Source organism: Amycolatopsis sp. NPDC004625, from assembly GCF_040609695.1.
Taxonomy (GTDB): Bacteria; Actinomycetota; Actinomycetes; order Mycobacteriales; family Pseudonocardiaceae; genus Amycolatopsis.
Window position 1 is genome coordinate 36,447 of record NZ_JBEXKX010000057.1, and the last position, 13,123, is coordinate 49,569.

10 protein-coding genes are annotated in these 13,123 nt (G+C 72.4%); 3 read left to right on the forward strand and 7 right to left on the reverse strand.

Features of this window, described 5'->3' with window-relative positions:
- Positions 1-3: 3 nt before the first annotated feature.
- Positions 4-942, reverse strand: a complete 939-nt coding sequence (locus ABZW17_RS40120; RefSeq protein WP_354826183.1) for a LacI family DNA-binding transcriptional regulator — start codon at positions 940-942, stop codon at positions 4-6.
- A gap of 137 nt (positions 943-1,079) precedes the next feature.
- On the opposite strand from ABZW17_RS40120, the gene ABZW17_RS40125 reads away from it, so the two are divergent.
- Positions 1,080-2,255 (forward strand): CaiB/BaiF CoA-transferase family protein, encoded by a 1,176-nt coding sequence (locus ABZW17_RS40125; RefSeq protein ID WP_354826186.1) that lies wholly within the window; start codon positions 1,080-1,082, stop codon positions 2,253-2,255.
- 4 nt (positions 2,256-2,259) lie between these two features.
- Here ABZW17_RS40125 and ABZW17_RS40130 read toward each other — a convergent pair whose 3' ends face one another.
- On the reverse strand, positions 2,260-3,015 hold the full coding sequence (locus ABZW17_RS40130) for a CoA ester lyase (protein WP_354826188.1): 756 nt from the start codon (positions 3,013-3,015) through the stop codon (positions 2,260-2,262).
- A 120-nt stretch (positions 3,016-3,135) separates the two neighbouring features.
- Here ABZW17_RS40130 and ABZW17_RS40135 point away from each other — a divergent pair, with 120 nt between their 5' ends.
- Complete coding sequence (locus ABZW17_RS40135; RefSeq protein WP_354826191.1) at positions 3,136-3,297, forward strand: hypothetical protein; 162 nt, start codon at positions 3,136-3,138, stop codon at positions 3,295-3,297.
- A gap of 6 nt (positions 3,298-3,303) precedes the next feature.
- On the opposite strand, the gene ABZW17_RS40140 is transcribed toward ABZW17_RS40135, so the two are convergent.
- The 5 genes from ABZW17_RS40140 to ABZW17_RS40160 all read right to left on the reverse strand — a co-directional run bounded on the left by ABZW17_RS40140 (position 3,304) and on the right by ABZW17_RS40160 (position 11,513).
- Positions 3,304-3,972 (reverse strand): HAD family hydrolase, encoded by a 669-nt coding sequence (locus tag ABZW17_RS40140; protein ID WP_354826193.1) that lies wholly within the window; start codon positions 3,970-3,972, stop codon positions 3,304-3,306.
- Positions 3,973-4,048: 76 nt separating this feature from the next.
- Complete coding sequence (locus ABZW17_RS40145; RefSeq protein ID WP_354826196.1) at positions 4,049-6,355, reverse strand: glycoside hydrolase N-terminal domain-containing protein; 2,307 nt, start codon at positions 6,353-6,355, stop codon at positions 4,049-4,051.
- A gap of 73 nt (positions 6,356-6,428) precedes the next feature.
- Positions 6,429-7,217 carry an NAD(P)H-binding protein gene (locus ABZW17_RS40150; RefSeq protein WP_354826199.1) on the reverse strand — a complete coding sequence of 263 codons (789 nt, stop codon included), beginning with the start codon at positions 7,215-7,217 and terminating at the stop codon, positions 6,429-6,431.
- A gap of 58 nt (positions 7,218-7,275) precedes the next feature.
- On the reverse strand, positions 7,276-10,872 hold the full coding sequence (locus tag ABZW17_RS40155) for a discoidin domain-containing protein (protein ID WP_354826201.1): 3,597 nt from the start codon (positions 10,870-10,872) through the stop codon (positions 7,276-7,278).
- 203 nt (positions 10,873-11,075) lie between these two features.
- A complete protein-coding gene (locus ABZW17_RS40160) occupies positions 11,076-11,513 on the reverse strand; it encodes a helix-turn-helix domain-containing protein (RefSeq protein ID WP_354826204.1) in 438 nt (145 codons plus the stop codon).
- 131 nt (positions 11,514-11,644) lie between these two features.
- Here ABZW17_RS40160 and ABZW17_RS40165 point away from each other — a divergent pair, with 131 nt between their 5' ends.
- On the forward strand, positions 11,645-12,841 hold the full coding sequence (locus ABZW17_RS40165) for a thiolase family protein (protein WP_354826207.1): 1,197 nt from the start codon (positions 11,645-11,647) through the stop codon (positions 12,839-12,841).
- The last annotated feature ends 282 nt before the right edge of the window (positions 12,842-13,123 follow it).

A 13,123-nucleotide genomic window follows, 5' to 3' on the forward strand; every position in this document is an offset into this window, starting at 1 on the left:
GGCTCACGCGACCGGCGCGATCGTCTCCCCCGGCACCGGCGGGCAGGTGAGCAGCCGGTGCTCACCTGCCCCCGTGTCCACCACCGATGCCAGCAGCCGCACCGCTTCGCGCCCGACCGCGCGCCGCGGCACCTCGAAGCCGCTGACCTCCGGGCCCGCCGTCCCGGCCGGGGGGCGGCCCAGGACCGCCAGGGAGACGTCGCCGGGGACCGTGACCGCCGCCGCGGTCAGCGCGCGCCGGGCCGCGGCGAACACCGCCTCCTCGACCACCAGGGCCGTCACGCCCTCGTCGAGCCAACCGCGGATCACGCTCGCGTCGAGGCCGGTGCCGTCGGTGCGGACCACCGGGTCCGGGCCGGCGGCCGCGGTGCGGATCCCGCGTTCGCGTTCGCGGGCCGCCGCGGTGTCGGCCGGCTCGCGCAGGTAGCGGATGCGCCGGTGCCCCGCCCGGGCCAGCCGGACGAGCACCTCCGCCGAAGCCGACGCGTAGTCCACGTCGACGCAGGGCACGCGGCCGCCGGGGTCGGTGCGGCGTCCGATGTGGACGACCGGGAACCCGGTGGCGAGCAGCTCGCCGGGGACGGGTTCGCCGAGGAACAGGCAGCCGTCGGCGAGCCGGGTGCGGCGGACCGGCGCCGGGCCCGGGCCGGTGAACATGATCAGGTCCTTGCCGAGCGCGGCCGCCTCCGCCTCGACGCCGGCCAGGACCGGCTGGTGCGCCTCGAACGCCGGGCTGGCCGCGCGGATGCCGAACAGGTCGTGGCACGCCGGCCGTTTCACGAGCGGATCGGCGTACCCGAGGCGCCGGGCGGTCTCCAGCACCCGCAGCCGCGTCGACTCGGCCAGCCGGACCCCGGTGCGGTTGCCGCCCAGCACCACCGACACCGTCGCCTGGGAAACCCCGGCCACGCGGGCGATGTCGGCCTGCCGCACCCTGCCCATCGGGTACCTCGCTCGCCGGTCGCGGGGGTCAGCTGATCCGATTCAGAGTGCAAGCCCGTCCGAAGGAGCGTCAACGGTTTTGCCCGAAACTCCAGCGGATCCGGCCCGCTCTTACCGGGGGTGGCAGGATGCGGCCCATGCCTTCCCTGCCCCTCGACGGCGTCACCGTCGTGTCGTGCGAACAGGCCGTCGCGGCGCCGCTGGCCACCCGGCACCTGGCCGACCTCGGCGCCCGGGTGCTCAAGATCGAGCGGCCGGGCGGCGGTGACTTCGCCCGTGCCTACGACGAAACCGTGTACGGCCTCTCCAGCCACTTCGTCTGGCTCAACCGGTCCAAGGAGAGCGTCACGCTCGACCTGAAGAGCGACGCCGCACCCGGGGTGATGGCCGCGCTGCTGGACCGGGCCGACGTCTTCGTGCAGAACTTCGCGCCCGGCGTCGCGGACCGGCTCGGGCTCGGTGCCGCGGCCCTGCGCGCGACGCGGCCGCGGCTGATCACCTGTTCGGTGTCGGGGTACGGCTCGACCGGCCCGTACCGCGACGCGAAGGCCTACGACCTGCTCATCCAGTCGGAGGCCGGGCTGGTTTCGGTGACGGGGTCGGAAGCCGAGCCGGCCAAGAGCGGCATCCCCGCCGCCGACATCGGCGCGGGCATGTACGCCTTCTCCGGCATCCTGTCCGCGCTCTACGACCGCGAGCGCACCGGGCACGGCACCGAGCTGGAGGTCAGCCTGTTCGACTCGCTGGTCGAGTGGATGGGCTTTCCCTTGTACTACGCGGGTTACGGCGGGACACCGCCCCCGCGGACCGGCACCAGCCACGCGGCGATCGCGCCGTACGGCACCTTCGCCGCGGGCGACGGCACCGAGCTGGTGCTGGCGGTGCAGAACGACGGCGAGTGGGCGGCGTTCTGCGAGCACGCCGTCGCCCGCCCGGACTGGGTCACCGACGAGCGGTTCGCCACCGGCAGCGCGCGGGTGGCGAACCGGGCCGCGCTGGAGACCGGAATCGACGCGGTCTTCGCCACGCTGACCGGCGCCGAGCTGGAGGAGCGCCTGCGGGCGGGCCGGATCGCGCACGCCCGCCGCCGCGAGCTCCCGGACGTCCTGGCCCACCCGCAGCTCACCGCGCGCGACCGGTTCGCCGAGGTGCCGACGCCGGGCGGGCCGGTTCAGGCGACGCTGCCGCCGATCACCGTCGCCGGCCGGGCGCCGCGGATGGCCGCGGTACCGGCGCTGGGCGAGCACACGGACGCGGTCCTGGCGGAGTTCGGCTTCGACGGGGCGGCGTTGCGGCGTCAGGGAGCCGTGTAGCGCCTCACTCGCCGAGGATGCGGCGGGCGCGGGCCCGCACCGGTTCGTCCACCATCCGGCCGTCCACAACGGACACCCCGGGACCCGCCGTCACGACCCGCCGGGCCCACTCGCGTTCGGCCTCCGCCGGGGCGAACGCCGCCCGGGCCACGGGCACCTGACGCGGGTGGATGCACAACTTGCCGCCGAACCCCAGGCGGCGCGCGTACCGGACGTCGGCTTCGAGCCCGGCGTCGTCGCCCACGTTCGTCGTGACGCCGTCCACCGGCGGCGCGAGGCCGGCCGCCGCCGAGGCGATCACCAGGCGCGAGCGCGCGTAGGCGAACGGCTCGCGGTCTTCCGGGTCGACGCCGAGCTCGGCGGCGAGGTCGATGCTGCCGAACGCCAGCCGGGTCACCGACGGCACCGCGGCCAGCTCGCCGGCGCGTTCCACCCCGGCCGCCGTCTCGACGAGGGCCACCACCTCGCGGAACCCGGCGAGCACCCCGGGGTTCTCGGCCTTCGGCACCATCACGGGGACGCCCCGCGCCGCCACCAGGGCGGCGTCCGCGCCGAACCACGGTGTGCCCGGTGCGTTGATCCGGACCAGCGCGCGATGGCTCGCCAGCCACTCGTCCACGGAGGCACGCGCCGAGTCCTTGGCCGCGGGCGCGACGGCGTCCTCCAGATCGAGGATCACGACGTCGGCGCCACCGGCGAGGGCCTTGTCGAAGCGTTCGGGCCGGTCACCGGGCACGAACAGGAACGTCGTCGCCACCACCCGGCCACGATAACGAACGGCCGCGGGGTAAGGGGTCCGCCGCCCGGCAAGTGCGTGATCACCCGATGCGGGCGCCCGCACCTCAGGACGACCGTGAAGCCCACGAGGAAAGGAGCCGCCATGCGAGGCGACTGGATCTACGACTGGGTGCAGGTCGAGATGGACTACCGGACCGGGCAGCCCCCGGCGCCGCTGGTGCGGGCCGCGAAGGAGCGGCGGCCGGCGCGGTCGTGGTGGGCCGCGTTGTCCGGCGGCCGCCGAGCCCGGGTGCGGCCGGTGTGAGGGCGGTCAGCGGGCCGCGGCGTGGACCCGCTCGACGACCGGGAGCAGGCCGGCCAGCCCGGGCAGGACCGCGTCGGCCACGGCCGGGTCGTGCGGGTCGTCGTGGCGGTTGACCCACACCCGCGGGATGCCCAGGGCCTGGGCCGGCACCATGTCGTGGAAGTGGCTCTGGGCGACGTGCACCCAGTTCGCCGGGGTGGCCTCGAAGGCGGCGGCGAACCGCCGGAAGGGGCCGTGGCCGGGCTTGTACTCGCCGGCGTCTTCCGCAGTCACGATCGCGTCGACGGGCACCGCGAGCCGCCGCTGGGTCTCGCCGATGAGGTCGCGGTCGCAGTTGGTCAGCAGCGCGAGCCGCCAGCCCGCCGCCCGCAACCCGGCGAGCGCCGCCCGGGTGTCCGGGAAGACCGGCCAGTACGGCAGCCCGGTCCCGAGCACGGACGCGTCGTCGGGCCCCAGCTCCAGGCCGGCTTCGGCGGCGGTCCGGCGCAGGGACTCGGCCAGCACCTCCCGGTAGCGCCGCACCGGCGTTTCCGCCTGCACCTGCGGCTCGAACCGGTTGTAGACCTCCAGGAGCCCGGCGCCGCGGCCGGGGAAGAGCAGCTCGATGCCGGTGGCGATGCCGTGCCGCCAGTCCACCAGCGTGCCGAAGCAGTCGAACGTCGCCCAGCGGATCATCGTGTGCGCTCCTCCCGGTCGGTCAGGTCTGCGCCGATCTTCGCGAAGACCGCGCCGGGCCGCGACCGGCGGCGCCTCAACCAGGCCGGACCGTCACCGACGTGCCGGGCCGCAGGGCCACGGTCCGCCGCCACTCACCCGCCCGGACCTCGGTGCGCGTCCCGCCGACGCTGCGGAGCACGGCCCGGGTGACCTTTCCGGCGCGCCACTCGAGGTCCAGCTCGAACCCGCCGCGGACCCCGATGCCGGTCACCCGGCCCGAGGCGGCCCACGCGGCGGGCAGCGCCGGCAGCAGTTCCACGACGCCGGGCCGGGAGTGGACCAGCATCTCGATCATCGCGGCGGGGGCGCCGAGGTTCGCGTCGATCTGGAAGATCGTGTAGCTGCCCTGGCTGTACATGTCGAAGAAGTTCGGGGCGGTCCCGTTGCCGTTGGCCACCGACGGCCGCAGCACCGTGAGCAGCAGCTGGTACGCGCGGCCGGCGTCCTTCAGCCGCGCCCAGCACGCCGAGCGCCACGCCGTCGCCCAGCCGTAGCTGTCCATCCCGCGCGCGACCAGCAGCGCCCGCACGCCGTCGAGCAGTTCCGGCGGCGCCGTGCCGGCGGCGATGCGGTCGCCCGGGAACAACCCGATCAGCGGCGACAGGTGCCGGTGGGTGGTTTCGCCGAGGTTGTCCGGCGACATCCACTCCTCGAGCCAGCCGGTCACCGGGCTCACCTTCGGCAGGTACAGCCGCCGCTGCAGGCCACCGATCCGGTCGCCGTACGCGCGGTCGCGGCCGAGGACCGCGACCGCCTCGCGGTAGTGCTCGAACAGGTCCCACACGATCTCCTGCGCGTAGGTGATCCCGCGGGTGTCCTGCGGCCCGTGTTCCGGCGACCAGTCGTGGTCGTCGACCAGCACCTCGCGGCCGTCGACGGTCATCGGGACCAGCCGAGCCGCCCAGAACTCGCACGCCCCCTTGAGCAGCGGGTAGATCCGCGCGAGGTAGGCCTTGTCCTGGGTGAAGGCGTAGTGGTCCCACAGCGAGTTGCACAGCCAGGCGTTACCGCCGGGGTGCCACCACCAGCCGGAGCCGCCGTAGATGTTGGTGGAGAACGCGACCGCCCAGCCGCCGACCTTCCCGCTCGTGTTGCGGAAGCGGTTCCTCGGGTCGTTGAACAGCCGGTTCGTGGTGTCCGTCCACACGGGAAGCTGCGCGAGGCAGTAGTCGGCCAGGGCAGTGAAGCTCCCGGGCAGCGCCGCGCGGTCGGCCAGCCAGTAGTTCATCTGGACGTTGATGTCGGTGTGGTAGTCGCTCATCCAGTCCGGGGTGTTGGTGTTCTGCCAGAGGCCCTGCAGGCCCATCGGCAGGCCGTCGCGCGAGCCGGTGATGGTGAGGTAGCGGCCGAACTGCAGGTAGCTCGCCTCCAGCTCCGGATCGGCCGTCGCCGGGTCGTCGTGGCGGGCGACCAGCCGCGACCACGTGTCGAGCGCCCGTTTCGCCGGCGGCGACTGGCCGAGGTCCACGCTCATCCGGTCGTACAGCCGCCGGTAGTCGGCGACGTGCGTGGCGCGCAGGGCACCACCACCGGCGGCCAGTGCGGCGGCCGCCTTCCGCTTCGCCAGGGCCAGCGGGTCCAGCGAAGCGTCGAGGAACTTCCGCGCCGCGTCGGGCACGTAGTTCGTGCCGCCGCTGACCACGATGACGACGTCGCTGCCCCTGAACGCGGTCCCGCCGGCGACCGTGCACGCGTACTTCAGGCCGTTGGCGAACGCGCCGGTGAAGGCGCCCGCGCCGGCCGGCGGCTCGCCGCGGGTGGGTTCCAGGACCACCGACCCGGTGACGGGCCCGCCGCTGAGCCGGATCACCACGACGTCGTCGGGGTGGCTCGCGAAGTACTCGCGGCGGTACTGCACACCCTGGTGCCGGTAGGTGATCACGACCAGGCCGTTGCTCAGGTCGAGCGTGCGCCGGTAGTCCGTCACGCCGGTGTGGGCCGGGACGGCGATCCGCAGCTTCGCGAGCAGGCCGAGCGTGCCGAACTTCTCCGTCTCGTAGGGGAACTGGCCGTCGTCCTGGAGGACGTCGTTCGGCCCGCCGGTCCACAGGGACGCGTCGGCCAGGTAGAGGAAGTCGGCGGCGGGATCGCCACCGACGAGGGCACCGATCCGACCATTGCCGATCGGCAGCCCCTCCTGGATGATCTTGTCCTCGCTCGCGGGCGACGGGTACCACAGCGTGGTCGCCGGTCCGGCGGGGACCAGCGCCTCCGACGTCGGACGCACGACCTCCGCGTTGGCAGTAAAGGGATGCAGGCCACCCAGCGCCACGCCGGCGCCGACCGCGCCACCGAGCTTGAGGAAGGTCCGCCGCGACGGCGGGAGAGGCAGTTCCGGCATGGGTCATCCGTTCGGCGTGGGCGGAAAACGGGCCGCGAAGCCCACCAAACATATGACCTATGCGGGCAGGTGGTCAAGAATCGTCGCGATGGACCGGTGCTCCGTGAGCGGCTCGCTCGGCCAGGTACTGCCGGAAGGTGATCTCGCCGTCGCGGTGGCCGGGCGCCAGGTGGCCGCCACCGGCGTAGGCCCGGAACGCCTCGCCCGGCACGGTCACCGGCACGATCCGCCGACGTCGGCCGCTCGCCTCGCCGACCGCCTCCGCCAGCTCCGCCGCCGCGAGGATCTCCGGGCCGCCGAAGTCCGGCGCGCGGCCTGCCGGGTCGGCCAGCGCGAGGTCCGCGAGCCGCCTCGCCACGTCGCGGACGTCCACCGGCTGGAAGGAGATCCGCGGCACCGGCACCACCGGCAGCCGGGACGCGCCCGCCAGCAGGCCGCGGACGAGGCCGTGGAACTGGGTGGCGCGCTGGATCGTGACCGGCAGTCCCGAAGCGGCGACGAGCTCTTCGGTCTCGTGCTTGGCCCGGTAGTAGCCGAGCGGCACGCGGTCGACGCCGACGATCGAGACGTACACCAGGTGCGGCACGCCGGCCCAGCGCGCGGCCTCGACCAGGGTGCGCGCGAGCGCTGCTTCGCGCCCGACGTAGTCGGTGGCGCAGTGGACGACGACGTCGGTCCCGGCCACCGCGCTGTCGATGCCGCGGCCGGTCCGCAGGTCGCCGCGGACGACGTCCGGTCCGGGACGCCGGCTGAGCACGCGGACCTCCTCCCCCGCCGCGCGCAGCCGCGTCACCACCGCCGAGCCGAGCCGACCGGTGCCGCCCGTGACCAGGATCCGCACGCCGACCACCTCCAGCGCCATCCTGGCACGGGGCGGGCCCGCCGGGAACGGCTTCCCGGCGGGCCCGCGTGCGGGTGCTTCAGCTGCGGTTGATGGTGAAGGTGGACGTCGTGTTGCGGATGTCCTGGTCGTTGTCGCTCAGCGTGAGGCCGGTGAAGGTCGCCGAGCCGACGGCCGGGCCCTGCCCCGGTTCCGGCAGCTCGTTGGCCCAGATGCCGATCCCGGACTTCGCGTCGAAGGCGTCCCCGCTGCGATGGGCGCCGGTGATCGACACGTTCGCCAGCACGGTGTCCTCGACCGGGTGCTCCGGCGTGGTGCCGTCGTACTTGGTCTGGAACATGATGCCGCTGTAGGTCGGGCTCTGGATGTCCACATCGGACACCCGGATGCCCCGGAACTCCTTGGACGCGGAGAACAGCCAGATCGCCGGGAAGGTCTGCTGGCCCCAGAAGTGGCCGCCGTCCCGGACGAGCGAGGCGTTCTGGACCGTCGTCGGCTGCGGCCCGAACCCGAGGAACGGGTAGCCGAAGTCGAGCGAGCTGATCGTGATCGCCGCGTAGGTCAGCGTGTCCGCGATGTAGAGGTTGCGGAAGGTGTTGTTGTACCCGCCGTACACCGCCAGCCCGGCCGCGCGCCACGGGGTGAGCGCGGTCAGGTTCTCGAACACGTTGTCGTACTGGTTGCCCGCGTTGATGTCCGTGGCGGCGAACAGCGCGAAGCTGTCGTCGCCGGTGGACCGGGCCTCGTCGTTGACGACGTGGTTGCCGGTGCTGCCGTTGGTGAGGTTGACGCCGTCGGCGAAGGTGTCGCGGATCCGGGAGTTCTTGATCGTGGTGTTGTCCACGTTGGTACCCCAGACCATGACCACCTGGTGCTCCACCCAGATGTTGTCGATCGTCAGGTTGGCCACGTTGGTCAGGTTGAACACCTTGCCGGGGCCGTCGATGCGGGAGGTGTAGTTCCCGAACACCGCGAACCCGCTGAACGTCGACCCGTTCGCGCTCGACTGCACGTCGATGCCGATGTCGCTGTTCTCCTGGCCCGAAGGCGCGGAGAACTTGGTGAACCACGGCCCGGCCCCGGTGACCGTGACGGCCTTGCCGTAGACGTTCAGCTTGCTCGACAGCGCGTAGGCCCCGGCGGGCAGGTAAACACCGGTGAGCGTCGGGTCCTGCCGGACCTTGTCGAGGGCGTTCTGCACGTCCTGCTGGGTGAACCCGGCGGGCACGGCGAAGTGGGCCGGGTCGGGGTTGGCCTGCGCGGTCGCCTGCTCGAAGTTGACGAAGTCGATCGCGTAGTTCGTGGTGTTCGCCGCGTCCTTCTGCAGCTTGATCTTGTGGCCGGCGGCCACGGAGGTGCCGAGCATGGCGCTGGCCTCGTCGTAAATGTGGCGCGGGCCGGCGCCCGGGGAGTTGCCCGGGCCGGTTTCGGCGCCGTAGAGCCACGCGTAGTGCGAGGTCAGGTCGATGGCCTTGAGGAACGTGCCGTCGACGTAGACGTTCAGCGTGGCGTCGATCCCGCCGCCGCCCGCGCTGTCCGGGATGGAGAACCGGGTGACGAGGGTGTTGGTCGCCGCGCGGGTGGTGAACTCGACCGACGAGCCGGTCGAGTTCAGGGTGACCGCCTTGCGGCCCGACGCTTCGCCGGCGAGGTCGCCGATGGTCCGGTTCGGGCCGACCACGGCCGCGCCGCCCGCGAGGACGCCGTCTTCGGCCTCGTACATGTCGTAGGGCATGTTCGCGCCCCGGCCGACGAACAACGCCTGCGTGGCGGTGTTGTTGCCCTGCTTGACCGGCAGCTCGTTGGCGTCGTTCGCGACGACCGTCTTCACGGTGTAGCGGCCGTTGGCCGCGGTCCAGCTGCCGACGGTCACCGGGGCCGCGGTGGCGCCCGCGGCGATGGTCCCGGTGTAGGTGCCGCTGAGCGTCTTGACGACGGTCCCGTTCTGGTCGGTGATCGTCACCGTGACACCGTGGGCACCGCTCGCGGACGCGATCGTGCCCTGGTTGCGCAGGGTCGTGGTGAACGTGACCGAGGTGCCCGCGGACGGGGTGCCCGGTGACCACGCCGTCGCCGCGACCAGGTCGGAGCTCGGCACCGGGCTCACGACGAGTGCCGTTGAGCCGGTGTAGGAGTTGTTGGCCTCGTTCTGCTCGATGACGGTGTTGGCCTCGTCGACCTTCGCGGTCAGCTGGTAGCTGCCCGCGTCCCGGGTGCCGATGTTCGCCGACACCGTCGTCGACGCGCCGGCCGCGAGGGCGCCGACGTTCGCCGTGCCGACCTTGGTGGTGCCGAGGTAGAAGGCGACGTTGGTGGCACCCGAAGCCGCCGTCCCGGCGTTGCGGACGGTGGCCGACGTGGTGATCGCGTCGGTCTCCACCGGGTTCGGCGGCGACCACGACACGCCCGAGACCGTCAGGTCCGGGTTGGGCGCGGGCACGCCGAAGACCTGGAATTCCGCGGCCTGCCCGCCGCCCGCGCCGGAGTTGGCGGTGACGCGCAGGCGGACGTCGGCGGCGCGGCCGGCGAGCGGGATCGTCACGGTGTTGCCGGTCGCCGGGCTGAAGCTGTAGGTCTGCGCGGCGGCGAGGGTGGTGAACGCGGCCGAGCTCTGCTCCCGGCCTTCGACGGCGATCGTCTGGGTCCGCGGGCCCCACGCGGGGTCGGGGTTGAGCTTGACCACGACCTGGCTGAGGTCGGCGTTCGAGCCCAGTGCGACGGTCAGCAGGTTCGGGTAGGTCCCGCCGCCGCCCTCCCAGTAGGTGCTCAGGGAGTCGTCGTTCGCGTTGGCCGCGGCGTACGTCCACTCCGTCGAGGACGCCGTGATCGGCTTGCCCGGCGCCAGGTTCGTGCCGGCCTGGGTGCCGGTGCGGGTGACGGCGGCGCTGTTCGCCGACTGGTTGCCGGCGGCGTCCTTGGCCCGCACGAAGTACGAGACCGTCGTGCCGTCGGGCTGGCTGTCGGTGTAGGTCAGGACGTTCCCGGCGACGCTGCCGCGGAGCTGGTTGTTCGCGTAGACGTCGTAGCCCGCGACCCCGGTGTTGTCGGTCGACGCCGACCAGGTGAGCCGGATCTGCCCGCTCGCGGGCTGGGTGTAGGCGAGGTTGCCGGGCGCCGACGGTGGCTGCGTGTCCCCGCCGGCGGGGCCGTGTACCTCGAACTCGGACAGCTGCGCGGCGGGCCAGCCGGTGTTCGCGGTGACGGTGAGCCGGACGTACCGGGGCTTGCCGGTGACGTCCACGGTCACCGTGTTGGCCTTGGCCGGGTCGAACACGTACCCGGCCGAGGGCCTGAGGTCGGTGAAGGTGTTCCCGTCGGTGCTGCCCTGGACGCTGAACGTCTCGGTGCGGGCGCCCCAGTTGGCGGCCGGCAGCTTGAGCACGAGCTGCGCGACGTCCGTCGGGGCGCCGAGGTCGGCCTGGACCCACTGCGGGAACTGGTTGTTCGTGCTTTCCCAGTAGGTGGCCTGGTTGCCGTCGCCGACGTTCGAAACGGGATAGCCGGCGACCTGGCTGCTGGCGGTGAAGGTCGCCGAGGCGGCTTGCGCCGCGGGCCGGACGGCGGCCGGAGCCGCGCTCGCCGGGGCGGCGGTGGTGGCGGTGGCGGCGGGGGTGGCGAGGAGCAGGGACAGGGCGGCGAAGGCAGCCGCGGGTGACAACACACGCTTCGTTCTCATGCGGTTCCTCTGGTCCGGGGAGGAGGGAGACGACTCGGAGCGAAACCGGAATCTTCCCGACAGCTGCCTCGATCTACCGGCCATCTGTCAGGTTCTTGCACTGATTCGTTCAAGACTTACAGTGACGCGCGTCTCAAGTCAACGGCCGGACACGGAAAAGGCCTCCTCGCGGGGGATGCGAGGAGGCCGTTGCGGAGCCGGGGTCAGTGCACGGCACCCAGCCGGATCGCCCGGGTGCCCGGGGCGTTCACCGGGTCACCGCAGTGCGCGCAGACGGTGGCCGGCTCCAGCACCTCGCCGCAGGCGTGCCGCCACAGCGTGGGCGGTTCGCCCTGGTGGACGTACTTGTCGCCCCAGGCCATCAGCCCCAGCAGAATGGGCTGCAGGGCGCGGCCGGCCTCGGTCGGGTGGTACTCGTGCCGCGGCGGGTGGCTCTCGTACTGGACCTTCTCGAGCACCCCGGCGTCGACGAGCTTGCGCAGCCGCGCGGCCAGGATGTCCCGGCTGGCACCGGTGTTCTCGGCGATCTGGTTGAACCGCCGCTCCCCCAGCATGACCTCCCGCAGCGCCAGCAGGCTCCACCGCTCGCCGACGACCTCCAGCGCCTCGGCGACCGAGCACTCGCGACCACGCCGGACCATGCCACCTCCACGGGATTGAAAATCCAACCTAGCACGTCAGCCGCATGTGACGTGCGGAACAGCTGAGTTGTGGAATCCAACTCACCCGGCGTATACCGAAGGCAATCCCGATCTGCGAGGAGGCAGACGCCATGACGGACGCGGTGATCGTCGACGCGGTACGAACCCCGATCGGCAAGGGCAAGCCGAACGGAGCACTGGCCGGGGTACACCCGGTGGACCTCCACGCCCACGCACTGCGCTCACTGGTCGACCGCACGGGCCTCGACCCGTCCCGCATCGACGACGTGATCAGCGGCGCGGTCGGCCAGGTCGGCGAGCAGAGCATGAACACGGCCCGCTGGGCCGCCCTCGCGGCCGGCCTGCCGGAGTCGGTCCCCGCGGTGACGGTCGACCGCCAGTGCGGCAGCAGCCAGCAGGCGATCCACTTCGCGGCCCAGGGGGTGATCGCCGGCGCGTACGACGTGGTGATCGCCTCGGGAGTGGAGTCGATGAGCCGGGTCCCGATGGGCAGCCAGGTGGCGGGCCGCGACCCGTTCGGCCCCCAGGTGGCGGCCCGCTACCCGGACGGCCTGGTGCCCCAGGGCATCAGCGCGGAGCTCATCGCCGCAAAATGGGGCTTCACCCGAGCCCGGCTGGACGAGTTTTCGGCGGAAAGCCACCACCGAGCCGCCCGGGCATGGGCCGACGGCAGGTTCGCCGCCGAAGTGGCACCGTTGAAGGCCCCCGCCCCCGACGGCACCCTGCGCGAGGTGACCACGGACGAGACGGTCCGCCCGGGCACCACCCAGGAAATCCTCGCAGGCTTGAAGCCGGCGTTCCGCGCGGACATCTGGGAACAGCGCTTCCCGAACCTGGGCTGGCACGTGACGGCGGGCAATTCCTCCCCGATCAACGACGGCGCAGCAGCCCTCCTGATCACCAGCACCGAAACGGCGGCAGCCCTGGGCCTGAAGCCCCGAGCCCGAATCCACAGTTTCGCGGTAGCCGGCGACGACCCCCTCCTGATGCTGACGGGAATCATCCCGGCCACCCACAAGGTCCTGGCCAAGGCGGGCCTGAGCCTGAAGGATATCGACGCATTCGAGGTCAACGAGGCATTCGCCAGCGTGGTACTGGCCTGGCAGCACGAAACCGGAGCAAACCCGGCCAAGGTGAACATCAACGGAGGAGCAACAGCCCTGGGCCACCCCCTGGGCGCGAGCGGAGCAAGGCTGGCAACAACGCTCCTATCGGTACTGGAGCAAACAGGAGGACGCTACGGCCTCCAAACAATGTGCGAGGCAGGCGGCCTGGCCAACGCAACAATAATCGAGCGCCTAACCTGACCACCAGCTCGTGAGTGGTAAGGCGAGTTAGAACTCGCCTTACCACTCACGACCACCCACGGGACCCACCCAAGGCGCCCGCGAAGACCAACCCGGCCACAAGCCAACCCGGCCACAAGCCAACCCAGACCCCCCGCAACCCCGATCCGAAGCCCAAACACGGCCGGTGGCAGGTTGTCAAGGCATCTTTCCCGCCTCGCGCAACACGCCCCGGCCGGGGTGCAAAAAAAGCGGGGGGGGTGGGGGCCCGCCCATCAAAACGAACCGGGCACCCACCCCACC